Annotated in this window: 20 protein-coding genes; 2 read left to right on the top strand and 18 right to left on the bottom strand. The window is 63.6% G+C overall.

All coding sequences use genetic code 11. The features are described 5' to 3' along the window. Nucleotides 1-17: 17 nt before the first annotated feature. The 4 genes from KQH60_RS06570 to KQH60_RS06555 form a co-directional block, all read right to left on the bottom strand. Complete coding sequence (locus KQH60_RS06570) at nucleotides 18-1,199, bottom strand: acetyl-CoA C-acetyltransferase (protein WP_237575709.1); 1,182 nt, start codon at nucleotides 1,197-1,199, stop codon at nucleotides 18-20. A gap of 47 nt (nucleotides 1,200-1,246) precedes the next feature. After that, nucleotides 1,247-3,022 carry a class I poly(R)-hydroxyalkanoic acid synthase gene (gene phaC, locus KQH60_RS06565; RefSeq protein ID WP_237575708.1) on the bottom strand — a complete coding sequence of 592 codons (1,776 nt, stop codon included), beginning with the start codon at nucleotides 3,020-3,022 and terminating at the stop codon, nucleotides 1,247-1,249. A gap of 271 nt (nucleotides 3,023-3,293) precedes the next feature. Further along, complete coding sequence (pgeF, locus tag KQH60_RS06560) at nucleotides 3,294-4,178, bottom strand: peptidoglycan editing factor PgeF (protein WP_237575707.1); 885 nt, start codon at nucleotides 4,176-4,178, stop codon at nucleotides 3,294-3,296. Next, nucleotides 4,175-5,293 (bottom strand): RluA family pseudouridine synthase, encoded by a 1,119-nt coding sequence (locus KQH60_RS06555; RefSeq protein ID WP_237575706.1) that lies wholly within the window; start codon nucleotides 5,291-5,293, stop codon nucleotides 4,175-4,177. Before KQH60_RS06555 ends, pgeF begins: the two co-directional genes overlap by 4 nt. A 16-nt stretch (nucleotides 5,294-5,309) precedes the next feature. On the opposite strand from KQH60_RS06555, the gene KQH60_RS06550 reads away from it, so the two are divergent. Next, on the top strand, nucleotides 5,310-6,125 hold the full coding sequence (locus KQH60_RS06550) for an outer membrane protein assembly factor BamD (protein WP_237575705.1): 816 nt from the start codon (nucleotides 5,310-5,312) through the stop codon (nucleotides 6,123-6,125). 113 nt (nucleotides 6,126-6,238) lie between these two features. Here KQH60_RS06550 and KQH60_RS06545 read toward each other — a convergent pair whose 3' ends face one another. The 3 genes from KQH60_RS06545 to KQH60_RS06535 all read right to left on the bottom strand — a co-directional run bounded on the left by KQH60_RS06545 (nucleotide 6,239) and on the right by KQH60_RS06535 (nucleotide 10,156). Further along, nucleotides 6,239-8,482 carry an ATP-dependent DNA helicase gene (locus KQH60_RS06545; RefSeq protein WP_237576075.1) on the bottom strand — a complete coding sequence of 748 codons (2,244 nt, stop codon included), beginning with the start codon at nucleotides 8,480-8,482 and terminating at the stop codon, nucleotides 6,239-6,241. A 294-nt stretch (nucleotides 8,483-8,776) separates the two neighbouring features. Continuing rightward, nucleotides 8,777-8,992 carry a DUF465 domain-containing protein gene (locus KQH60_RS06540; RefSeq protein ID WP_237575704.1) on the bottom strand — a complete coding sequence of 72 codons (216 nt, stop codon included), beginning with the start codon at nucleotides 8,990-8,992 and terminating at the stop codon, nucleotides 8,777-8,779. Between the two features lie 132 nt (nucleotides 8,993-9,124). Beyond that, nucleotides 9,125-10,156 carry a colicin transporter gene (locus KQH60_RS06535; protein WP_237575703.1) on the bottom strand — a complete coding sequence of 344 codons (1,032 nt, stop codon included), beginning with the start codon at nucleotides 10,154-10,156 and terminating at the stop codon, nucleotides 9,125-9,127. 92 nt (nucleotides 10,157-10,248) lie between these two features. Here KQH60_RS06535 and KQH60_RS06530 point away from each other — a divergent pair, with 92 nt between their 5' ends. Then, complete coding sequence (locus KQH60_RS06530; RefSeq protein WP_237575702.1) at nucleotides 10,249-12,588, top strand: Tex family protein; 2,340 nt, start codon at nucleotides 10,249-10,251, stop codon at nucleotides 12,586-12,588. A 139-nt stretch (nucleotides 12,589-12,727) separates the two neighbouring features. Here the strand turns inward: KQH60_RS06530 and KQH60_RS06525 are convergent, their stop codons facing one another. The 11 genes from KQH60_RS06525 to bamB form a co-directional block, all read right to left on the bottom strand. Further along, nucleotides 12,728-14,623, bottom strand: coding sequence for a potassium transporter Kup (locus KQH60_RS06525; protein WP_237575701.1), 1,896 nt, complete (start codon nucleotides 14,621-14,623; stop codon nucleotides 12,728-12,730). A gap of 226 nt (nucleotides 14,624-14,849) precedes the next feature. Further along, nucleotides 14,850-15,431, bottom strand: a complete 582-nt coding sequence (locus KQH60_RS06520; protein ID WP_237575700.1) for a phosphoribosyltransferase — start codon at nucleotides 15,429-15,431, stop codon at nucleotides 14,850-14,852. Between the two features lie 17 nt (nucleotides 15,432-15,448). After that, nucleotides 15,449-16,813 carry an adenylosuccinate synthase gene (locus tag KQH60_RS06515; RefSeq protein ID WP_237575699.1) on the bottom strand — a complete coding sequence of 455 codons (1,365 nt, stop codon included), beginning with the start codon at nucleotides 16,811-16,813 and terminating at the stop codon, nucleotides 15,449-15,451. An 89-nt stretch (nucleotides 16,814-16,902) separates the two neighbouring features. Then, nucleotides 16,903-18,051, bottom strand: a complete 1,149-nt coding sequence (locus tag KQH60_RS06510) for an ATP phosphoribosyltransferase regulatory subunit (RefSeq protein ID WP_237575698.1) — start codon at nucleotides 18,049-18,051, stop codon at nucleotides 16,903-16,905. 37 nt (nucleotides 18,052-18,088) lie between these two features. Beyond that, a complete protein-coding gene (locus KQH60_RS06505) occupies nucleotides 18,089-18,274 on the bottom strand; it encodes a DUF2065 domain-containing protein (protein ID WP_237575697.1) in 186 nt (61 codons plus the stop codon). A gap of 61 nt (nucleotides 18,275-18,335) precedes the next feature. Then, the gene (gene hflC, locus KQH60_RS06500; protein ID WP_237575696.1) at nucleotides 18,336-19,253 is read right to left on the bottom strand and encodes a protease modulator HflC; all 918 of its coding nucleotides are present in this window, start codon (nucleotides 19,251-19,253) and stop codon (nucleotides 18,336-18,338) included. 12 nt (nucleotides 19,254-19,265) lie between these two features. After that, complete coding sequence (hflK, locus tag KQH60_RS06495) at nucleotides 19,266-20,621, bottom strand: FtsH protease activity modulator HflK (protein WP_237575695.1); 1,356 nt, start codon at nucleotides 20,619-20,621, stop codon at nucleotides 19,266-19,268. A 30-nt stretch (nucleotides 20,622-20,651) separates the two neighbouring features. Further along, the gene (gene hflX / locus KQH60_RS06490; RefSeq protein ID WP_237575694.1) at nucleotides 20,652-21,899 is read right to left on the bottom strand and encodes a GTPase HflX; all 1,248 of its coding nucleotides are present in this window, start codon (nucleotides 21,897-21,899) and stop codon (nucleotides 20,652-20,654) included. A gap of 67 nt (nucleotides 21,900-21,966) precedes the next feature. Further along, nucleotides 21,967-22,203 carry an RNA chaperone Hfq gene (gene hfq, locus KQH60_RS06485; protein WP_041754221.1) on the bottom strand — a complete coding sequence of 79 codons (237 nt, stop codon included), beginning with the start codon at nucleotides 22,201-22,203 and terminating at the stop codon, nucleotides 21,967-21,969. Nucleotides 22,204-22,330: 127 nt separating this feature from the next. After that, nucleotides 22,331-23,665: a ribosome biogenesis GTPase Der gene (der, locus tag KQH60_RS06480; RefSeq protein WP_237575693.1), complete on the bottom strand. Its 1,335-nt coding sequence runs from the start codon at nucleotides 23,663-23,665 to the stop codon at nucleotides 22,331-22,333. Nucleotides 23,666-23,738: 73 nt separating this feature from the next. Further along, nucleotides 23,739-24,881, bottom strand: a complete 1,143-nt coding sequence (bamB, locus tag KQH60_RS06475; RefSeq protein WP_237575692.1) for an outer membrane protein assembly factor BamB — start codon at nucleotides 24,879-24,881, stop codon at nucleotides 23,739-23,741. Between the last annotated feature and the right edge of the window lie 13 nt (nucleotides 24,882-24,894).

Raw genomic sequence — 24,894 nt, 5'->3', positions numbered from 1 at the left:
GCTTGCGCCGATGTCACTCAGTCACGTTCGAGCGCGAGTGCGACGCCCATGCCACCACCGATGCACAACGACGCCAGACCGCGCTTCACATCGCGCCGGCGCATTTCATGTAACAGGGTAACCAAGATACGCGCACCGGAAGCGCCAATCGGATGACCGATGGCGATCGAGCCGCCATTCACGTTGACCTTCGACACGTCCCAGCCCATTTCCTGATGGACCGCCAGCGCCTGCGCGGCAAACGCCTCGTTGATCTCCAGCAGGTCCAAGTCGGCCACCGACCAGCCCGCGCGCTCCAGGCAGCGACGCGAGGCGGGCACCGGTCCCATGCCCATCACCTTCGGGTCGACCCCCGCGCTCGCGTACGCCTTGATCCGAGCCAGCGGCTTCAAGCCGAGTGCTTCGGCCTTCTTCGCCGACATCACGACAAGCGCCGCCGCGCCGTCGTTGATGCCCGATGCGTTCGCCGCGGTGACCGTGCCCCCCTTTAAAAACGCCGGCTTAAGCCCGGCCAGCGATTGCGCGGTCATGCCGTGGCGCACAAACTCGTCGGTCGCAAAGCGCACCAGCTCGCCCTTCTTCTGGGGGATATCGATCGGCACGATCTCGTCGTCGAAGCGGCCGGCCTTCTGCGCGGCCTCGGCCTTGTTCTGCGACAGCGCGGCGAACTGGTCTTGTGCGTCACGCGTAATGCCATACTGCTGAGCGACGTTCTCGGCGGTGATGCCCATATGGTACTGGTTATAGACGTCCCATAAGCCGTCGACGATCATGCTGTCGATCAGCTTCGCCTCCCCCATCCGGAAGCCGTCGCGCGATCCGGGCAGCACGTGCGGCGCGGCGCTCATGTTCTCCTGGCCACCCGCGACCACAATCTGCGCGTCGCCGGCGATCACCGCGTTGGCGGCCAGCATCACCGCTTGCAGGCCGGAGCCGCAGACCTTGTTGATCGTCATCGCCGGCACGGCAGTGGGCAGCCCGGCCTTGATCAGCGCTTGGCGCGCCGGATTTTGGCCGGAGCCGGCGGTCAACACCTGCCCCAGGACCACGTCGCTGACCTGTTCCGGCTTCACGCCGGCCCGCTCCAGGGCGGCCCGGATCACTATTGCGCCAAGCTCGGGCGCGGGAATGCGCGCCAGCGAGCCACCGAATTTGCCGACCGCGGTACGGACGGCGGACACGATCACAACGTCAGTCATTCGCCTGCCTTTTTAAAAACCCTCATCCGATTGCGCGCGCGCCGGGTTTATACGTCGCGCACGAGGACATAACGGCCCGGCGCGGGTTCGATCGGCGGGTATGTCGCATTGCCGGCCTTCGCTCGCGCCTTGATCCGTTTGCCACCGTACTGCATGAGCCACCTCGACCATTCCGGCCACCAGCTTCCGGGCCGCTGCGTGGATTGCTGGAGCCATTGTTCGGGATCGTTTGGCAACGCGCGTGTTTCCTCTTCGATCGCCCAATAACTGCGCTTGTTCTTAGCCGGCGGATTGATCACTCCCGCAATGTGCCCGGATGCGCCAAGCACGAACTTGAGCGGACCGCTGAGCAGCGACGTCGATGCGTACGCGGTGCGCCACGGCACGATATGGTCGTCCCTTGATCCATAGATGAATGTGGGCACGTCGATCTGGGTCAGATCCACCGGCTCCCCGCACACCGTTACGCCGCCCGGCACGCGCAAGCGGTTCTCTAGGTACGTCTGGCGCAAATAGCGCGCATACATGGGCCCCGGCAGATTCGTCGAATCGCTGTTCCAGTACAGCAGGTCCAATGGCACCGGCGTGCGTCCCTTCAGGTAATGGTCGACCACGTAGTTCCATACTAGGTCGTTTGGCCGCAGCAACGAGAACGTGTTTGCAAACTCGACGCCGCGCATCAAGCCTGGCGCGCCGCCCCCTTTTGCGCCAATCGTCTGCTCGCGCATCGCGACGTGCGCGTCATCGACGAACACATCGAGCACACCCGTGTCGCCGAAATCCAGCATCGCGGTGAACAGCGTCATCGACGCAGCCGGGTATTCGCCGCGCGCGGCACGCACGGCCAGCGCCGTCGCGAGCAGCGTGCCACCAACGCAGAAGCCGAGGGTGTTGATCTGCTCACGGCCGGTAATGTCGCGCGTGACATCGATCGCCGCGAGCACGCCGTCAGCGATATAGTCATCCCACGTCTTGTGCGCAATCGACGCATCCGCATTGCGCCACGATATTAGGAACACGGCGTGGCCCTCATCGAGCGCGTAGCGCACCAACGAATTGTCCGGCTGCAGATCCAGAATGTAGAATTTGTTGATGCACGGCGGCACGACCAGCAGCGGCCGCTCGTGGACCGTCGGCGTACGTGGCGTGTATTGAATCAACTGGATCAACTCGTTCTCGAACACGACCCAGCCTTCAGTGCTCGCCAGGTTTTTGCCGACCACGAAACGCGATTCGTCGGTCTGCGAGATCTTGCCGCGCTGCAGATCCGCCAACAGGTTCGCGATGCCCCGCCGCAGGCTTTCCCCCTGGGTGTCGAGCAGCATCTTTTGCGCTTCCGGATTCAGCGCGAAAAAATTGCTCGGCGATGCCGCAGCGACCCACTGCTCGACGACGAAACGGATCCGCTCGCGCGTCTTCGCCTCCGCCTCTAGCGCATCCACAAGCTTGTTTAGATAGCGCGAATTGAGCAGGTACCATGCCGCCGTCAACGCGTAGGTCGGCGTCGCCTTCCATTCGTCGGCGCTAAAGCGGCGGTTGCCCGGCTCAAGCAGCCCATCGATGTCCGCCGAGCCCAGCGTGAATTTCAGCGCGCGCTCGATCAATGTCTGGCACTCGTGCAGATAGTCATGCTGCAACGCTTGCAATCGCCGCGGATCGAATCTCACGCTGGGCAGCGCACCGAGCGACGCAAACGAGTTCGTCAACGCCGCCGACGCATTCGGCAGCCCGCCGTCGACCAGAGGTCGGATATCGCCGGCCGGATCACTGCCTAACGAAGCGCCCGTGCTGGATTGCTGCGAGGTTCTGGATGAGTCTGCCATACCCGTATGGAGTGCCCGGTGCGCTTATGGAGTGACAAAGACAGGCTGTGTATCGGTCACGCGAACGCGCTGCAAGACCGTCGCCGATCGCCCGCCTCCGGGCATTCTTGCTCCCCCGCATGACGCGTGTCAATCACGACCCACGATTTTGCCGCACCGCGCCATTTTTTTTAATCGGCATTTTCCCGATGTCGCGGCACACGACGACGGCCGTGCGGCATGGGGCGGTGCGACACGTGGCGGCGGAACCACCGCCGCGCCGCACACAGGGTCAGGCCAGCCAGATCAATGCTGCCATGCGACCCGTCGTACGGTCCCGGCGATAGGAATAGAAACGCGCAGGATCGCTGAAGGTGCACGCGTGGGGCCCGCTCACATGGTGCACGCCGACCCGGGCCAGCCTCAGCCGGGCTAGTGCGCCGAGATTCCCAAGGTACTTGCATCGGCCATCGCCGTGCACATCGGCGACGTCATCGACCCGTGAGGGCAGCGCAACGAACGCCGCATCGGTCGCATCGCGCTCATCCGGCAGCGACGCGTCGAGGAACGCGGTGCGTACCTCTTCCCCGACTTCAAACGCACAGGGGCCGATCGATGGTCCGAGATAGGCGTGCAGCACTCCGGGCGCGTGCTCATCGCGCGCGAGCAATGCGCACACCGCATCGACCGTATGCTCGATCACGCCGCCGACGAGCCCGCGCCATCCGGCATGCGCGGCGCCAACGGCCCGGCCGGCTTCGTCGCAAATCAACACCGGCATGCAGTCAGCTACCAGTATCGCGCAAACCGCCCCGGCGCGGTCGGTCACGCTGGCATCGGCCGTTAGCAGATCGGTCTCGACCACTTCGTCGGCGCTGACCACGCGCGTGCCATGCACCTGCTCGAGCCATGCGGCGTGCGCACCCGCCAGCGCGAGCACGCGGCGACGGTTCTCGTGCACCGCATCCATGTCATCGCCGGTATGCAGCCCCAGGTTCAGGCCGCCGGGCGCGCATTGCTGATTGCGCAGCACACCATATGCGCCACGGCTCACGCCGCCGGCGCGCGTCGTAATCAGCGCACACACGCGGGGACTCACGCGCCAGTCCGGCACGATGCAGTCGGACAGCGTCAACTCGGCAAAGCATTGGGACGTCGGGTCCCCGATCGGATTCATTCGAACTCGTCCTCCTCATCGTCGGCAACACTGTCGCCGCCGTCATCGTAGGCGTGTTGCTGTGCGAAGTCGATTGTCGCAGCCTCGTCATCGGGTGTGTCCGCCAGGCCGAGCACGGCGGCCAATTGCGCCAGGTCCTGCGGCATCGCCGAGCGCCACGCCACCGGCGCGTGGGTGGCCGGGTGCACCAGTGCAAGCCGCCACGCATGCAGCGCCTGGCGCGCGAAGCCGGCGGGCAGCGCGGGCCGTTGCCGCGCGTTGCGCACGCGGCCATACAGCGGGTCACCCAGCAGCGGATGGCCGGTATGGGCAAGATGTACGCGGATCTGATGCGTGCGTCCGGTTTCCAGATCACAAAGCAGCCTCGAGACCGGTTGCCCGGACCACACGCCGGTGGCCACGGTCTCGAAGTGCGTGCGCGCGGCCTTGCCGGCGGCCCCGGCGAGCACCGCCATGCGCGTGCGCTCGCGCGGATCACGTCCGATCGGCGCATCGATGCATCCGCTCGGCGGCGTCACGCCCCAGGCAAGCGCGATATAGCGACGCTTGACCGTGCGCGCCTGCAACTGCCTAACCAAATCCGTCTGCGCGGCCAACGTGCGCGCGACCACCATCAGGCCCGACGTGTCCTTGTCCAGCCGGTGCACGATGCCCGCACGCGGCAGTCCGGCGGCGTCCGGATAGCGATGCAGCAGGCCGTTGAGCAGCGTGCCGCTCCAATTGCCCGCGGCCGGGTGCACGACCAGCCCGGCCGGCTTGTCGATTACAACCAGGGTGTCGTCCTCATAGACGATCGGCAATGGCACCGGCTCTGGCACGAACGCCAGCGCTTGCGGCAACAGATCCGGCACGAGCCGCACGGTCGCACCCAGCGGCACGGGCTGGCGTGAGCGCGCCGGTGTACCGTCCAACGTCACGCGCCCCGCGTCGATCCATGTCTGCAGGCGGCTGCGCGAGAAGGCGGGGAACAGGCGCGCAAGAACCTTGTCCAGCCGCTCGCCCGCCAGCGCCGGTGGTACCCGCGCAACATGCTCGTCGAGGCGGGCTGGGCTTTCGCTTGGGCTATAATCGTGCGGATCGACGCCGGCGCTGGACCGGTCATTTGAACGAGTCATCTGGACTTCACTGGAAATGCGAGTGCTGAACACATTGAGGATTGCCGCCGCGGCCATCGCAGCGGCGATCGTCGCCGGCTGCCATGGTCTGCCCGAGAAAACGGACGAAACGGCGGCGTGGACCAATCAGAAATTATACTCGGAGGCCCAGGATGCCTTTACCGCCGGTGACTGGAGCAAGTGCTCGAAGTACTTCGAATTGCTGCAGGGGCGCGATCCGTTCGGTCATTTCGCGCAACAGGCACAAATCAACGTCGCGTACTGCCAATGGAAGGACAATGAAACAGCGGCGGCCGAACAAGCGGTGGACCGCTTCATCCAGTTACACCCCGACCATCCGGATATTGCGTACGCGTACTACCTGAAGGGCCTGATCAGCTTCAACGACGACCTGGGCCTGTTCGGCCGCTTCGCCGGCCAGGACATGAGCGAGCGCGACCCGAAGGCGTTGCGTGACTCGTACGATGCGTTCCGCGTCGTCGTCGACAAGTATCCAAGCAGCAAGTACGCGCCGGATGCCGCACAGCGCATGCGTTACATCGTCAACGCATTGGCATCGCATGAAGTGCACACCGCCGACTATTACTATCGGCGCGGCGCGTACGTCGCCGCGATCAACCGCGCGCAACGGGTGCTCAAGGAATACAAGAACGCGCCGGCCACCGAGGATGCGCTGCATGTAATGATATTGTCGTATCGCGCGCTGAACCAGCCACAGCTCGCCGACGATACCCAGCGCGTGCTCACATCGACGTTTCCGGACAGCCCCTACGTAACCGGTCACGCCCGCGCACTGCGCAAGGGTGAAAAGCCCTGGTATCAATTCTGGTAAACCGGGCCGGCCGCACGCGCCGGTTTGGATAGCGCGTGGCGCCGCGCCACGCCTGTCGTCGAATCGCCCGGCTTACGCCGGGCTTTTTCATGTCCGCGTGATGCCCGTAACCATCACGCCAACTGGGACACTGGGTGGTGTAAATCGACGGGCAGATCCGCTGACACCGAGTCGGTAAAAAAGGTTTGCACCGCATCGATCTCACGGGTGCGTCGGAACGGGGGCAGGCTTTGCCAAATGCGCTTGCCGTACGGCTTGTCGACCAGGCGCGGATCGCAGATCATCAGCACACCGCGATCGGTTTCGGCACGGATCAGCCTGCCGGCCCCCTGCTTCAGCGTGATCACGGCCTGCGGCAGCTGGTGCACCGCGAACGGGCTCAGCCCCTTGCGCGTCAATGCATCCATCCGCGCGGCCAGCACCGGATCGTCGGGCGGCGCAAACGGCAGCTTGTCGATGACCACCAGCGACAACGCGTCGCCACGCACGTCCACGCCCTCCCAGAAGCTTTGGCTGCCCACCAGGATCGCGTTGCCGTATTGACGGAAACGGTCCAGCAACTCGGTACGGCTGGCCTCGCCTTGCACCAGCAACGGATACGGCCATCCCCGCGCGAGGATCGCGTCGCGCAAACGCGCGGCCATCCGATCGACCGCCCGCAGTGTCGTGCATAGCACGAACACACCGCCGCCGGACGCCTCGATCGCCGGCAGCGCGGCGTCAAACACCGCATCCGTGAAATACGGCGATGACGGTTGCGGCAAATTGCGCGGCACGTACAGCAATGCCTGATTCGGATAGTCGAACGGGCTGGGCAGCGTCATCGAGCGACGCGCGTTCAGGCCCATTTGCGTAGCGTAGTGGTTAAAATCGCCCCGCACGGACAACGTCGCGGACGTGAAGATCCATGCGCGAGGCGCGCCCGCGCGTTGCTTCGCGAATATCGGAGCGACGGACAATGGTGTCTGATGCAATTGTACCGTGTGGGAAAATACCTCCACCCAGCACACCCTCTCGTCGCCGAATTGGCCTGCGTCGTCTGGCTGCACCGATCCCGAAGCGGATCTTGATGTAGATGCCGATGTCGATGTCGATGCCAGCGCAGATCCTGATGTAGATGCCGATGCCGATTTTGATGTCGATGCGGCATCGCCGCGTTGCCGCGCTGCGCCCAATGGCGCGCCCCGCCGCGAGCCCGCGGATGGCGCGGTGTGCGCCGGCGCGTTGTCCGGCCCACACCAGCCGTCGAGCATTTGCCGCAGTTCTCGGGCACGCCGCAAGCAGTTGGCCAGCGGCTCCGCGCGTTCGGCCTGCTGCGCGAGCGACGCGATCAATTCGTCGAGCGCCGCTTCGACGCCGACGAGCGCGTCAAACAGCGGATGCTCGTTGCCGAGTTGCGACTGCGAAATGCGTAGCGAATCCTGCTTAAACGCGAGCCTGACGTCGCGCGCGGCGCGCTCCAGCGTCGCGCCAAGCCGCGTCCATTCGACTGCATCGCGCGCGTTGAGCAGGCCTTCGGCGACGCTGTCGCGGGCCAGTTCGAGCAGTTGCGCGGTAGACAACGTCTCGCCAAAAAACAGTGTCGCGGTCTCGGGCAGTTGGTGCGCCTCGTCGAAGATGATCGTGTTCGCGCTGGGCAGCAACTCGGCCATGCCGGTGTCGCGCAGCATGATGTCGGCAAAGAACAGATGGTGATTGACAACCACGAGATCAGCCTGCTGCGCATCGCGACGCGCCTGCATCACAAAGCAGTCTTTGTAATGCGGGCACTCCTGCGACAGGCAATTGTCGCGTGTGGATGTCACCAGTGACCACACTGGCGCGTTTTCCGGCACGCTAGCCAACTCGGCCTTGTCACCACTGCGCGTGACCTTCGCAAAACGCATGATTTCCTGTAAATGCGCGGCGTCCTGCCGCGACGGCAACCGGCCGTTGTCGGCGGTGCGCGCCAGGTAATAGTGACACAGATAGTTCGCGCGTCCCTTGAGCATCGCGATCGATATGGGGACCGCGAGCGCGTCGCGCACCGTCGGAATGTCGCGCTGGAACAGCTGGTCCTGCAAATGCTTAGTGCCGGTGGACACGATCACCTTGCCCCCCCACAGCATCGCGGGCACTAGATACGCGAAGGTCTTACCGGTGCCGGTACCGGCTTCGACAATCAGTGTATTGTCGCCCGCCGTCGCATCCGCGTCGCACGACGCAGCGCCGGCAGGCGCGGCGCCCGGCTCACCGTGCAGCGCGGCGCGCGGCGCGCTGAGCCGCCGCGATGGACGTTCGGTATGGGCCAGCGCAAGCGCGCCAGCATCCGGCAGGCGACCCGTCGCATCGATCGCCGCCGCGACCGCTTGCGCCATGCGCAGTTGCGCGTCGCGCGGCCGATAGCCATCGATATGATGGGCCAACACACCGTCCGCGGCGAAGATCGCGTCGAGTTCGGCGAGCCGGCGCAAAGCAACGGTGAGTCCGTCCGAGGTCAGCGTCGGCGCGGCCGGCGCGCCATCGACCGAGAGCGAACTATCCGGTTCGCGCGGACGCAATTCAGGCGTAGATGTCAATGCGGCAATTCCTGCAAAGTCGGTGTGGCGCCGTGCCAGCGCGCGCCGCCTACCGGCGTGTCGCGCGAACGCGGCGGGAACCGCCGCGCTGCATCAATGATGGGTATCTGGCCCCAACTGTAACTGCAACAGCGTAATCGTGTCCTTGACCTTCAGCTTGCGCTTTTTTAGCCGCTGCAGCTCGAGGTCGCTCATGCCGGGCACGCCAGCCACCCGATTGACCAGGCAGTCCAAGTCATGATGCTCATCCTGAAGTCGAGCGATCTGGCTTTGGATTGCCACCGTGTCAGCGTCGTATGCATGCTGCATGCCCTTTCCCTCCGGATTGATCTGGAGCCGTCGCACCTGTGACGCCGGCACCCGATATGAGGTCGCTTTACCATGATTCTACTGCGGTTGACTCAGGGCTTGGGCATTTGTCCGGAAACCGGGTCTGCGGCCCTACTGTCCGCCCGTACCGGAGGCTGCCGACGCGGCGTCCGGCGTGGAAGCGCGCTGCTTGCGCGCGGCGCGGGCCTGGCGCTCGCGTACGTCCTGCGCATGCTGCGCCGCGCGCTGCTGCTTCTGCTCGAACTTGCGCGCATTGTCTGCCCGCTGCTGCGCATCCTGAGCAGCCTGCTGCCGCGCCTGCTCAAGCTTGCGTTGGTAGTCGAGCTGCTTCTGATCGTACGCGCGCTGGTTCGCGTCGCGTTGTGGCACTTGCGCGTTACGTCGCGCCTCATCGATCGCATGCTGGCGCTGCTTCTCTTCGTACGACTGCTCGTTCTCGCGCTCACGCGCCGCGCGTTGAGGCGCCTCGCGCGCGTGCGCGTCGCGCTTGAGCGCAGCCTGCTCGTCACGTTGTCGCGCATGCGCGGCCCGGCGCTCGTTGTCGAGCGCATTTTGGTCGTCGCGAATCCGCATCTTGTTCGCAATCATTCGGTCGCGCGCCTTCTCCAGACAATGGTTAACCAGAATGGCGCTGTAACAGTTGTGTCTCGCGACACCATACTCGTACCGGTTTAGCTCACTGCGGCGATCGAGCTGCGCCTGTCGGGCGCCGAACGATGCCTGTCGCGCTCGCCCATCGGCGCCCTCCGAATCCGCGGCCTGCGCGTCGGGGCTGCCGGCAACCGCTGCGCGTGCGCCCGCGCGGTCGTCATCCATCACACGCACGGGTGCCGAAGGCTCCTGTGGCGCGATAACCGGCATCGCCGACGCCTCCGCATCGACGCCTGTCGTCGCAACCACGCCATCGCCGGCGTCGGACATCGGCAGCATCATGGCCTGCGCATACAACGGCGCAGCCGGCACAATGCTGGCCACGCACGCAAGCAGCCATCCAGCCAGCAGCCACGCCCGCTCGCGTCGTGCAGTCAGGGTGACCGCCGCCGCGTGACGGTGCGGTCGCGAAGATAGGGACCCGCTGGGCAGCATCGATTCGCGAGCGCGCTGGCGCGGTGCAGGAGAGGACGTCGGTAGGCGGTCATGCATGTCGGAATTCTATCATCGCGATCTTGTGTCACGACCGGCCCACATCGCGCTTATGGCAAAATGCCCCGCTCGAACCCGCACAAGCCTCACCCATGACGGACAACGTAGCACTGAAGATCGTACAGCGCATCGCCACCGAGTTGAATGTTCAGCCACGGCAGGTCGCCGCCGCCGTACAACTGCTTGACGAAGGATCAACGGTTCCGTTCATCGCGCGCTACCGTAAGGAAGTCACCGGCAACTTAGACGACACGCAACTGCGCTTGCTCGAGGAGCGGCTACTGTACCTGCGCGAGCTCGAGGATCGGCGCGCGGCGATCCTGCAAAGCATTGATGAGCAGGGCAAGTTGACTGATGAATTGCGCACCGCGATCCTAGCTGCCGACGCGAAACAAACGCTTGAGGATCTGTATCTGCCGTACAAGCCTAAGCGTCGCACCCGTGCGCAAATCGCGCGTGAAGCGGGGTTGCAGCCTTTGGCGGATGCGTTGCTCGCGGATCCGACGCACGATCCGCAAGCGCAAGCCGCCCGCTTTGTCGATGCCGACAAAGGCATTGCCAACATTAAGGCGGCGCTGGACGGCGCGCGCGACATCCTGTCCGAGCAGTTCGGCGAAACCGCCGAGTTGCTGGGCCGGCTGCGCGACTATCTGTGGAACCAAGGCGTAGTGATCTCCACGGTCGTCGAGGGCAAAGAAAAAGAGGAAGGCGAGAAATTCCGCGATTACTACAATTACACGGAGACGATCAAGACGGTGCCATCGCACCGCGCGCTCGCGCTGTTCCGGGGCCGCAATGCCGGCGTACTGTTCGTCAAGCTCGGCCTGGGCGAGGAACTCGATGCACAAGTGCCGCATCCTGGCGAAGCGATGATCGCGCGCCACTTCGGCATTGCCAATCAAGGGCGGCCAGCCGACAAGTGGCTCGGCGACGTGTGCCGCTGGTGCTGGCGCGTGAAGGTGCAACCGCATCTGGAAAACGACCTGCTGACCCAGTTGCGCGAGCGCGCCGAGCACGAGGCGATCAATGTGTTTGCACGAAACTTAAAGGATCTATTGCTGGCCGCGCCGGCTGGCCCCAGGGCGGTGATCGGGTTGGACCCGGGGCTGCGCACCGGCGTCAAGGTCGCAGTAGTCGACCGCACCGGCAAACTGCTAGCCACCGATACGATTTATCCGCATGAACCACGCCGCGATTGGGACGGGTCGCTGGCGCGGCTCGCACGGCTCGCCCAAGCGACGCAGGCCGAGTTGATCAGCATCGGCAACGGTACCGCATCGCGCGAAACTGACAAGCTGGCCAGCGAGTTGATCGCACGACATCCGGAACTGAAACTGCAAAAAATCGTCGTCTCCGAGGCGGGCGCATCGGTGTACTCGGCGTCGGAACTGGCGGCGAAGGAATTTCCCGAACTGGACGTATCGTTGCGCGGCGCGGTTTCGATCGCGCGCCGCCTACAGGATCCGCTCGCCGAGCTGGTGAAAATCGAGCCGAAGGCGATTGGTGTGGGCCAATACCAACATGACGTGAATCAGCGAGAATTGGCACGCACGCTGGATGCAGTCGTCGAGGATTGCGTCAACGCGGTGGGCGTCGACGCGAACACCGCATCCATTGCGCTGCTTGCCCGGGTATCGGGCCTGAATGCGACACTCGCACGCAACATCGTCGAGTATCGTGACACCCATGGGCCATTCCCGTCCCGAGCGCACTTGAAAAAGGTGCCGCGCCTGGGCGACAAGACCTTTGAGCAGGCGGCCGGCTTCCTGCGCATCAACCATGGTGAGAACCCGCTGGACCGCTCGGCAGTCCATCCAGAGGCCTATCCAGTGGTCGAGCGCATCCTCGCGAAGATCAACAAGTCGGTGTCCGATGTGATGGGTAATCGTGACGTGCTGTCGAAGCTGACCGCAACCGAGTTCGTCGACGAACGCTTTGGCTTGCCCACCGTACGCGATATCTTGGGCGAGCTTGAAAAGCCGGGGCGCGACCCACGGCCCGAGTTCAAGACTGCAATGTTCCGCGAAGGCGTCGAGACGCTTGCCGACCTGTCGCCCGGGATGATTCTCGAAGGGGTGGTGACCAACGTCACAGCCTTCGGCGCGTTCATCGATATCGGCGTGCACCAGGACGGCCTCGTGCACGTGTCCGCGATGTCAACGAAGTTCGTGAAGGACCCGCACGAGGTCGTCAAGGCGGGCCAGGTCGTCACCGTCAAGGTGCTCGAGGTAGACCTGAAGCGGCAGCGCATCTCGCTGACGATGCGCCTGTCAGACGACGCCGCGGCAGGCGGTGGAACGGGCGCGGGCAGCGCGGCATCGCGTGACCGGGATGCCGGTGGACACGGCGGTCAGGGTCACGGCAGACGCAACCGGGAGACGGAGCCGCAAGGCGCGATGGCAGCCGCGTTCGCCAAGCTCAAGCTGCGCTGATGGATGCGGCGGTCGGGCTACCTGCCCGGTCGCCGCCTTCACCCTTCACCTTCGCACCGCCGGCGGCTGCGGCGACGTGCGCTGCACCGAGCGACCGCTGAAAAACAGCGACAGGTGATGCCGCGCGGCGGCGGGCCAATCAAATCTCGATCTTTGTGCCGAGCTCGACGACCCGATTAGCCGGGATGCTGAAGAAATCGGTAGGCTTCGCGGCGTTCTGGTGCATCCACGCGAAAATCCGCTCGCGCCACACCGACATGCCCGGCAATTGCGTCGGCACGACAGTTTCCCGCGCCAGAAAAAACGACGTGTCCATCAAATCGAACGACATGTTTTCCTGTTGCTCGAGCAGCTTGAGCACGCCGTTCAAGTCCGGTGTCTCGTTAAAGCCGTACGTTGCGCGCACCCGGTATAGCCCGCCGCCGAGCTCCTTGGTGTCGATGCGCCGATGGTCATCGACATACGGTATGTCCAGCGTGATGAACGTCATGAAGATTGTGCGCTCGTGCAACACCTTGTTGTGCTTTAGGTTATGCAGCAAGCTGACCGGCACCAGCGCATCGTTGCCGGTCAGGTAAATGGCCGAACCCGACACGCGATGCGGCGGATGGGCAAGCAGCCCCTGAACGAATGGCATCAGTGGAATACCGTCGGCCGCAGTACGTTCCTTGACGAGCTGCCGGCCCTTGTACCAGGTGGTCAACAAGAAAAACAGGAATGCGCCAATCAACAACGGCAGCCAGCCGCCCTCGCGCAGCTTCAGCAGGTTCGCACCGAAGAATGACAGGTCAACCGTGATGAAGCTCAGGATGATCGTCGCCACCCACAGCTTGTTCCAGTTCCAAACGCGCACCATCACGACACACGCGAGTATCGTCGTGATCACCATGGTCGTGGTGACCGCGATCCCGTAGGCCGCCGCAAGATTGTCCGAACTCTTGAAACCCAGCACGATCATGACGATCACAAACAACAACAGCCAGTTCACGATCGGGATGTAGATCTGCCCAATCGCGCTCGCGGACGTGTGCTGGATCTTCATCCGCGGCACATAGCCAAGTTGGATCGCTTGGCTGGTTAGCGAGAATGCGCCGGAGATTACCGCCTGCGACGCGATCACGGTGGCCGCCGTGGCAAGCACCACCAGCGGCAGCAGCGCCCAGTCCGGCGCGAGCAGATAAAACGGATTTTGGATCGCGCTCGGATCGCTGAGCAACAACGCGCCCTGCCCGAAGTAATTCAGTACCAGCGCGGGCATCACCATCCCATACCACGCGACGCGAATCGGTCTCGCGCCGAAGTGCCCCATGTCCGCGTACAGCGCCTCGGCGCCGGTGAGCACGAGGAACACCGAGCCGAGCACGTGATACGCCTGCACCGCATGGTCATGCATGAAACGTATTGCATACCATGGATTGAGCGCCGTGATTACACGAGGCGCGGTGGCGATATGGTACAGACCTAGCAGCGCAAGCGTGACGAACCAGACGATCATCACTGGCCCGAACAGCCGCCCCACGACCTCGGTGCCATGCTTCTGCAACATGAACAGTGCGATCAAAATGAGCAGCGTAATCGGCAACACATATCGCGCGAGCGATGGTGCGGCGATTTCCAACCCCTCGACCGCGGACATCACCGAAATCGCCGGCGTAATCACCGCGTCGCCGTAGAACATACAAGCCCCAAAGATGCCAAGGGCCATCAACACGCCGATCCACTTGCCGTCGCGCGGAAACCCGCGCAGCGCGAGCGCCATCAGCGCGAGCACACCGCCCTCGCCATCGTTGTCGGCCCGCATCACGAAAAGTACGTATTTCAGCGACACCACGACGACAATCGCCCAGAACAGCAGCGAGATCACGCCGAGGATGCTCTCCGACGTCAACGCGATACCGTGCTGCGCACTGAAGGCCTCCTTCAGCGCATACAGCGGACTGGTGCCGATATCGCCGAACACGACGCCGATTGCGGCCACGGCCAAGGCGGACAACGGTTGGGGGCGAATCGGATGATCGTGCAGAGCATTCGTCATGTCGGGCGTCGTGTCGCGAAAACGAGGCGATATTCTATCCATGCAGGCCCACGCAGTAAGCCGGGGTCCGCGATGTTGTTGCCGCACCGCGGAAGCTTGCGGTACCGTTTCGATTGCGATTGACTACGGGACAGACCGCGCGCCGCGCCGGTCGTCGATAAAAAAGCGGCTGCCAGGAGCAGCCGCCTTATGTTCGTCCATTGCCGATACCGTCACCTGTCGCGAATCACGTGCTTACCGGCGCGGTACCGCCGGTGCCGCGCTTGATCCACGCAGCCAGGTTGTGTGGACGCACCGTGTCCCATTCCTCGAACGGCTGATGAATCCATGGATTGGTCGGCAGGTGCTGGACGAAGTAATCCGGCTTCACCTTCGAGCATGCCTTGTACCACAGCACCGCCGAGCGCACCGCCGTAATGGCCGGATACCGCTCCTTCAAATGTTCGTGCACGCGCGCCAGCGTGACGCCCGAATCGACGAGATCGTCCACCAGCAACACATTGCCGGACAACTCACCGCGCGTCATCGTGATGTACCGCGCGATATCAAGATCGCCCTGCTGCGTGCCCGCAGCTTCACGATACGAACTCGTGGCGAGAATGGCCAGCGGCAGGTCATAGATCCGCGACAACTGGTCGCCGACGCGCAACCCACCGCGCGCCAGGCACAGAATCTTGTCGAACTTCCAACCCGACTCGTGCACCATCAACGCAAGCCGCTCGATCAGCCGATGATAATCATCCCAGCCGACCCACAGGTGCTGTTCGTCGTTGCGCGGTTCCGAGCTCAGTTCTTTTATCATAAGCATATCGGGATCGCGCGGTATCATTCAGCTTTGAACGGATGGCGCAGCAGGATCGTCTCGTCGCGATCCGGACCGGTCGACACCATATCGATTGGCACGCCGGCCACTTGCTGCAGTCGCGTCAGATACGCGCGCGCATTTGCGGGCAGCCCATCCCAGGCGTTGATGCCGATCGTGCTCTCCTTCCAGCCGGGGAACGTCTCGTACACCGGTTCGCAGCGGCTCACTTGCGTCGCGCCGCACGGCAGGATGTCCATGTCCCGGCCATCAATCCGGTAGCCGGTACACAGTCGCACCTCGTCGAGCCCGTCGAGCACGTCCAGCTTCGTAATGCACAAGCCCGTCACGCCGTTGATCTGAATCGAGCGCTTGAGCGCGGCTGCATCGAGCCAGCCGGTGCGGCGCGGGCGGCCCGTCACCGAACCGAATTCCTTGCCAACGTTGGCCAGCGTCAAACCGACCGGGTCTTGGCGTTGCGGATTGTCCGTGTCGTACAGCTCGCTCGGGAACGGCCCAGCGCCCACGCGCGTGCAATAAGCCTTCGTGATCCCGAGGACGTAGTTGAGCTTGTGCGGACCTATGCCAGCGCCGGCCGCTGCGGCACCCGCGACGCAATTGCTTGACGTGACGAACGGATACGTACCGTGGTCAATGTCCAGCAGCGTGCCTTGCGCGCCTTCGAACAGCAGGTTACGCCCGGCGTTGTTCTCGTCATACAACCGCCGTGACACGTCGGTGATCATCGGCGCGAGCCGGTCCGCGTAGCTGAGCATCGTATCCAGCGTTTGCTGAAAATCGACCGCCTGCGCGCCCAGGTATTGCGTGAGCACGAAATTATGGAAATCGAGGTTCTCGCGCAGCCGGTCCGCGAACGTCGCCGCGTCGAACAAGTCCTGCGCGCGTAGCGCGCGCCGGCCAAACTTGTCCTCGTACGCCGGCCCGATGCCGCGCCCGGTGGTGCCAATCTTGCCAGCGCCGCGCCGCGCCTCGCGCGCCTGATCGATCGCAATATGATACGGCAGGATCAGCGTGGCCGCTTCGGAGATGAACAACCGGTTGCGCACATCAACGCCGGCATCCTCGAGTTCGCCAATCTCCTTGAACAGCGCTTGCGGCGACAGCACAACGCCGTTGCCGATGTAGCATGCGACGCCATCGCGCATGATGCCCGATGGGATCAACCGCAGGATGGTTTTCTTGCCGCCGATGATGAGCGTATGGCCCGCGTTGTGCCCGCCTTGAAAGCGCACGACGCCTTGGGAATGATCGGTGAGCCAGTCGACGATCTTGCCCTTTCCTTCGTCACCCCACTGAGTGCCGACCACGACGACGTTGCGTCCGGACTGGGCTGCCGCTTGACCTGATTGAGCTACGCTGGCAGACATGGTGTTACTTGAGCTGGTTAAAAACGTATTCTACCTAGGTTCGTGCGCACGACTGCCGTTTTTTTAGGCAGCCGGCGTGTGCGCCGTCCTCACCGCGGCTCGACAGTCCATCCGCTGTCACGCTGCACGAGCACGCGGTCGCAAGCGAATTCATCCAGCGTATGCTCGTGGCCGGGCAACGCCTGAATCACCGTCTCGCCGCTGTCGCGCAAGGCCGCCACGGTGGCCCGCAACGCCGCGTCGTGATTCCACGGAGCTAAAATGGCGCTGGAGCGTGCGTGCGGCGGCGAAATCCGCGCCACCTCGCGCAAGTCCAGCGAAAAGCCGGTCGCCGCCCGCGCGCGCCCGTACGCGTGGCCGACATGATCATAGCGTCCGCCGCGCGCCACGGCGTTCGGCACGCCATCGACATACGCGCAGAACATCACGCCGCTGTGATACGCGTAGCCGCGCAGGTCAGCCAGGTCGATCGTCACGTGCGCATCCCCAATCTGCGCGGCGAGAAACGCAAGCTCATCGAGCGCGCGCGTGAGCGCCGGCCACGTGGGAAGCCGCGCGCGCGCTTCATGGATCACCGACGCGTCGCCGTACAGCATTGGCAACGCGAGCAGCGCATCGCGCACCGGCTCCGCCAGCTCACGCGTGAGCTCATCTAGCCGGGGCACGTCCTTGCCGGCCAACGCCGCGTACAGCGCAGAGCCCAGTCCAGCCGCGCGCTCGTCGGCGCCCAGCAGCGCGGCCAGCACGCCCGCATGGCACAGGTCCAGTCGCACCGACCCGAGCCCAGCGAGCCGCAAGCTGTCGAGCATCAGTTGCTGAATCTCGACATCCGCCTCCAATCCTGCATGCCCATAGATTTCAGCCCCGATCTGGATTTGCTCGCGCGTCGCATGCAGGCCGCGGGGACGCGTGTGCAACACGTGCCCCGCATAGCACAGCCGTGTGACGCCCTGGCGGTTTAGCAAGTGCGCGTCGATACGCGACACCTGCGGCGTGATGTCCGCGCGCAGCCCCAGCGTGTGGCCGGACAACTGGTCAACCAGCTTAAACGTACGCAACGCCAGGTCGCTGCCGCTGCCCGTCAGCAACGACTCGAGGTATTCGAGCAGCGGCGGCATGACCATCTCGTAGCCATACGAACGGAAGCGGTCGAGCAGCACGCGACGCAACTCCTCGAGCTTGCGTGCCTCGGAGGGCAACACGTCGGCGATATTCTCAGGCAATAACCAGGTCGGCATCAGCTTAAGTCCAGTGGCGCGACGCGGCGCGGCACGATCAGCCCGCCAGCATCAGCAGAAGCAACCCAAGGCCGATCGCGATCAGCCCGCCGAGCCGCACCTGTGCCGGCGGCAGTTGCGTTATTTTACGAAACGTATCCAGCCACAGCGTCGGCGACACGAACGGGAAAATCCCTTCGATGATCAGCATCAGCGCAATGGCGAGCATGAGTGTGGCGGCCATGGGCCTGCTTCTTTTTTTCGCGCGGACACACGCGCCGCATGCCCGCGCGGCGCTCGTGCGCCTAGTGCCTACGACCCGGCGCGGCAGGCGTGGCCGCGGCGCCACCCACCGCCACGCCGGCGGGATTTTTCATGAAGCGGAAGAACTCGCTGTTCGGATCCGCGACCACGACGTCCCCATTGCCGATGCTGCGCCGATAGGCCTCCAGGCTCTGGTAGAACGCATAGAATTGCGGGTCGCGGCCGAATGCGTTCGCATAGATCGCCGCAGCCTTGGCATCGCCGTCCCCCTTGATCTCCTGCGCCTGCTTGTACGCATCGGCGATCACCACTTCACGCTGCTTGTCCGCATCGGCACGAATGCGTTCGGCCTCGGCGGCACCCGTCGAGCGCTGCTCGTTGGCGACTTGCTGGCGCTCTGCCTTCATCCGCTGGTAGACCGATTCGCTGATGTTCTCAAGCAAGTCGACGCGGCGCAGCCGCACGTCAACGATGTCGATGCCTAGGTTCGAGGCATCGCGCTCGACCTTCTTGCGCACCGCCTGCATCACGACCTCGCGCTCGTTGGAGACCACCTCCGAGACCGTGCGTTTCGTGAACTCCTCGTTCAGTGCCGCACGGATGACTTGAGTCATTCGGTCTTGCGCGAGTGACGCGTCGCCGCGAAAACTAATGTAGAACTTGCGCGGATCGACAATCCGCCATTTGACGAACAGGTCAACCAGCAGATTCTTCTTTTCCGCGGTGATGTAACGATCCGCTTCCGGATTGTCGATCGTTTGGATGCGCTTATCCATGTAGATCACGTTCTGGAACGGCGGCGGTGCCTTCAAATGCAGTCCGGGCGCCGAGATGATCTGCTTAACCTCGCCGAACGCGAACACGATCGCGTACTTGCGCTGGTCGACGACAAAGATCATCGAGGAACCGACGAACAACACGACGAGCACGGCAACGACAACGGCGATGATTCGATTCATGATTCGCCCCTCTTATTGACCGTCGTCGCGGCCGCGACTGCGAAACAAGTCCCGGGAGCGGCTCGCATCGTCGCCGACGGACGCACGCGGCATCGCTTGCGCTGGCCCACCGGCCGAGCTGCCAGCCGGCGACGCGCCGCCCTGCACGCCATTGTCCGACGCATTGGGGCTCGCGCCACCTTGCGGGCGCGCGTGATGCTGCGCCAATATCTTGTCCAGCGGCAGGTACAGCAAATTACTATTGCCTTTGCTGTCCACGATCACCTTCGTTGCGTTTGAATAAACTTGTTGCATCGTGTCCAGGTACATTCGTTCGCGTGTGACAGCCGGCGCCTTCGCGTACTCGGCTTGCACTTGCTTGAAACGTGCGGCGTCACCCTCAGCTTGGGCGACCACGCGTGCGCGATAGCCTTGCGCGTCCGCCACCATCCGCGCAGCGGTGCCCTGCGCGAGCGGCACCACGTTGTTCGCATAGGCCAGCGCCTCGTTCTTCGCGCGCTCACGATCCTGTCCGGCCTTCACTGCGTCGTCGAACGCGGATTGCACCTGCTGCGGCGGCTGCACGCTCTGCATCGTCACGCTACTCACGATAATGCCCGTCTTGTACTGGTCCAGAATCCGCTGGATCTGCTGCGACAATTGCAGCGCGACCTGCTCGCGTCCCTCATACAGCACGTAGTCCATCGTGTTCTTGCCGACGATCTCGCGCACTGCGGTCTCGGCAGCCTGCGTCACCGTGCCTTCCGCGTCGACGTTGTTGAACAGGAACGCGGCCGGGTCCTTCACGCGATACTGGACCGCGAAACGCACGTCGATGATGTTCTCGTCCTTGGTCAGCATCGACATATCTTTCAAGTTCGTCGAACGGATCATGTTGTCGCGGCCGATCTCGACCGAGCGCACCTGCGACATGTTGACGATCTCATTGCTTTGGAACGGATACGGCAACCGCCACTGGATTCCTGAGCCGGTCGTGTACTTGTACTTGCCGAACTGCAGCACGACACCGGCCTGCCCTTCCTGCACGATGTAGACACCACTGGCCAGGTAGATCGCGACCAGCACGCCGACGACGATCCCCAGGCCCAGATGCCCGCCGCGGCCATTACTCAAGTTCGCCGGGCCCGGACTGCCGCCGTCGCCACCGCCCTTGCGACCGAGCAGCCGGTTGATCCGGCGATTGAAGTCGCGCCACAACTCATCCAGGTCGGGCGGACCTTCCTGACCGTCCTTGCCGCTATTGCGCTGATCCTGCGGACGCCGGGACGCATCGTCGCCCCCCTGGCCCCTGCCCCAGCGCGGATCATTGATTGAAAAGACGGCACGCGCGCGCTGCCACGTACTTCGGATATTCTTGTCGTTCACCATGTCACAGCCGGTTATTGCGAAATGCAGTTGTCAGATACGCTGTTGGTGGACGCTGCGGCTCGCTTGGCGAACGCGCTCGTCGTCGGATGCATTGGCGCCGGCCGTCGACCCGGCCTCGTCCGAGTGTGAACCATCGGCGTCGCGACGCGGGTCGTGATCGTCGGCGCCCATACCGTCCGGGTCCCGCTTGAACGTCTGTGCGCCGAGCGCCACCTCGGCCACCGCGTCACGCAACGCGTCGAGTCCCTGACCGGTTCGCGCACTCAAAAAGACGCGCGTGATATTACCATACTCGTTCCTTTCAACCAGATTGGCCCGGCTTGCCAACTCAGGCACCTGGTCGATCTTGTTGAACACGAGAATCTGTGGGATCGAGGCCGCGCCGATCTCGCGCAACACGTCGTTGACCTGCTCGATCTGATCCGCGCGCACCGCGCTGGACGCATCGACGACATGCAGCAGTAGGTCCGCATGCACAGTTTCCTCCAGCGTTGCGCGAAACGCCGCGACCAATTGGTGCGGCAAGTCCCGGATGAAGCCGACCGTGTCGGACACCACGACATTGCCCGCATCGCCGACATAGACGCGGCGCGACGTCGTATCCAGTGTCGCAAACAACTGGTCAGCCGCATAGGCTTGCGCCTTGGTCAGCGCATTGAACAGCGTTGACTTGCCGGCGTTCGTGTAGCCGACCAACGACACCGACAATGTGCGATTGCGCTCGCGCTGGCGACGCTGCGTGCCATGCTGGCGCTGCAACTTACGCAGCTTGCCACGCAACATCTTGATACGTTCGCCGATCAACCGCCGGTCGGTCTCCAGCTGCGTCTCGCCTGGGCCGCGCAAGCCGATCCCGCCTTTCTGCCGCTCCAGGTGGGTCCACGCTCGCACCAAACGCGTGGACAGGTATTGCAGTTGCGCCAACTCCACTTGCAGCTTGCCTTCATGGCTGCGCGCGCGTTGCGCGAAGATATCGAGAATCAGGCTGGTGCGATCGACGACACGCCGCTCGAGCTCACGCTCCAAGTTGCGCTGCTGCGCGGGCGATAATGCGTGGTTGAAGATGACAATATCGACGTCGTTGGCCTGCGCGCCGAGTCGAAGCTCCTCGACCTTGCCGCTGCCGATGAAGTGCGCGGCATCCGGGCTCAAGCGCCGGCCCGTCAGCGTCAGCACCGGGTGAGCCCCGGCACTGGTGGCGAGCAGGCTCAGTTCTTCAAGACTGGCCTGAAAATCGATCTTTCCGAAATCTATGCTGACAAGCGCTGCGTTGATCAAATTGATAAAAAAGTCAGAGTGGAGGACAGGCGCCAGGCCGGCTGGCCGCGCCCGCCAGACAATTGGATTAAGACCCTTCCGAATCGGGATGGAAGTTCACCGGGCGGGCGGGCACGACAGTCGAGATCGCGTGCTTGTACACCATTTGCGTAACAGTATTGCGGAGCAACACCACATATTGGTCGAACGACTCGATATTGCCTTGCAGCTTGATACCGTTGACGAGATAAATCGACACCGGCACATGCTCCTTGCGCAATGCGTTCAAAAACGGGTCTTGTAACAGTTGCCCTTTGTTGCTCATAGCAAACTCCGAGTTGTTTTTTGCAGGTTGATAATATTGGCGGCGAGAAAAAGAAACGCCGTCAATCGCTACACTATAGCCGAATTTTCAAGGCCGTAAAGTTGCCGGCCAGACCGTCGCCTCACATTCAGTCTTTGTCCGCATAAGGGTTCCGGCTCGAACGAAACTCTATGCGCAATGGAGTGCCGGCGAGACCAAAAGTTTCGCGAAACCGACCTTCGAGGTAACGTTTATACGTATCGGTGATCGCATCCAACGCATTGCCGTGGATCACGATGATCGGCGGATTCTGCCCTCCTTGGTGCGCATAACGCAGCTTGGGACGGACCGGACCGCGGCGCCGCGGCTGCTGGAACTGCACGGCGTCGATCAGCGCCCGCGTGAGCTTCGGCGTCGGCAGTTTGGCCATCGCGGCCGCGTAGGCGGCATCCACCGAGCGCATCAGCGCACCGATCCCCGTCTTCTGCGCCGCCGAGATGTAATGTGACTTCGCGAAGTCGAGGAATTTGAGCTTGCGAGCCAAGTCGGCCTTGGTGCGCTCGCGCACGTGTTCATCCAGGCCGTCCCATTTGTTGACGCCGATCACGAGCGCGCGGCCCTGCTCGACGACAAAGCCGGCAATATGCGCGTCTTGCTCCGAGATGTCCTGCCGTGCGTCGAGCAGCAGAATCACCACGTTGGCGTCGGCGATCGATTGCAGCGTCTTGACCACCGAGAACTTCTCGACCGCCTCGAACACCTTGCCGCGCTTGCGCAGCCCGGCCGTGTCGATCAGCGTGTACTGGCGGCCCTGGCGCTCAAAGTCGATGTAGATCGAATCGCGCGTCGTGCCAGGCAGGTCGAACGCAATCACGCGCTCCTCGCCAAGCAACGCATTGACCAATGTCGACTTACCGACATTGGGCCGGCCGACGATGGCGATTTTTACGCCATGGCCCGCATGCGTTTCGTCGAGCGGCACACGATCCGCATAGGCGACGGCGAGTGCCTGCCCAATCATCTCGCTGACGCCGTCGCCGTGCGCGGCGGAGATCGCGCGTGGGTCGCCCAGGCCGAGCTCATAGAAGTCCGCGGCCACCGCGCTGTACTTCATGCCCTCTGCTTTGTTGACGACCAGGAAGATCGGGCGGCCCGTCTTGCGCAGATAGTCGGCGATCGCCTTGTCCTGCGGCGCGAGGCCGTTGCGGCCATCGACCACGAACACGATCACATCCGCCTCCTCGACTGCCTGGCGCGTCTGCCGGGCCATCTCATGCAGGATGCCATCCTTGGCGACCGGCTCGAAGCCACCCGTATCGACGACCAGGTACGGCTGCTCGCCGACACGACCCTCGCCATAATGGCGGTCGCGCGTGAGCCCGGGCAGATCCGCGACAAGCGCATCGCGCGAGCGCGTCAACCGATTGAACAGCGTGGATTTTCCCACATTGGGGCGCCCAACAAGGGCGATTACGGGCTTCATGTTGCTTTTTCCAAAAACGCACGCGCGCCGTCCGGCAGCGGCCGGCGGCGCGCATACGCGAATGCCGGCCGGCCTATTGCGGCCGGAAACCGTACAGGTTGCCGTCGCGGGTCTGCACGACCAACGTGTTGCCGGCAACGATGGGTTGCGCGGTGATCGCGCCCCCTGTCCTCATTCGTGCGACGAATTCACCGGTGTCACGCGACAGGAAGTGCACAAACCCCTTGTAGTCGCCGACCACCACCGCGCGGCCGACGAGCGCCGGCGCGCTGACGTCGCGGCTCTTGAGCTGCGTGTTCTGCCACAGGGGCTGGCCAGTCGTTGAATCGTATAGCGACACGACCGACCAGTCGTCCGTCGAGGCCACAGTATGATCGTCCTGCGCCAAGCCGCCATAACTGGAGAACGGCTGCTCCCACAGCGCGCGTCCACTCAACACATCAAAGCAACCGATCCGACCCTGGAACGTCACCGCACAGGTCTGCGAGCCGACCAGCGTCGGCGCGCCGGCCACATCGTTGATCCGCTCGACTTCGGTGACACCGCGCGGATACGAGACCGGCGTTTGCCAGTACGCATCGCCGCCTTGCAAATTGATCGCGGCAAGCGAGCCACCCGGGAACCCCGCCAGCACCGCGCTGTTGCCGGCGAACGTCATGCCGGTCGCGGTCCGCAGGTTCAGCGGTACCGCGCGGTTCACGTAAACCCATTTCTGCTCGCCGGTCTGTGCATTGAACGCCGTGATGCGCCCGTCGATCGTGCGCACCAGCACGAAGCCCTGGCCCACTGCCGGCGGCGTGGCGATCTCACCGGATGCATTCGCCTTCCACAGCACCTTGCCATCGTCGCCGAGCACGAATACGTCCCCCTTGAGCGTGCCGACCGCGGTCAGCGTGCCGTCGCTGCCGACACCCGCCGACAGGTCTGCGCCTACCTTCGTGCGCCAGACCTCCTTGCCATTGGTCGCGTCGATCTTGACCACCGAACCGTTCGCGCCGGCCGCATACACATAGTCGCCGACCGCGGCGGGCGCGAACAGGTAGCGTTTGGACTTGCCCACGCTGGCCTTCCACGCCTCATGCACGTCGAGCACGGTCTTGATTGGGGTCAGTTCGGTCGGCACGCGACGCACATCCTTTGTGGACGAACACGCAGCCAACATGGTCAGCGAAAGCAGGCACGCGAGCGGCCGGACGTAGCGGAAGACAAAATTCATGGAGCAGTGGCGC

This window comes from Mycetohabitans sp. B8 (assembly GCF_021991875.1).
In the GTDB taxonomy this organism is placed as follows: Bacteria; Pseudomonadota; Gammaproteobacteria; order Burkholderiales; family Burkholderiaceae; genus Mycetohabitans.
The sequence above is the reverse complement of the archived record's forward strand: the minus strand, read 5'-3'. Positions and strand labels throughout refer to the sequence as shown.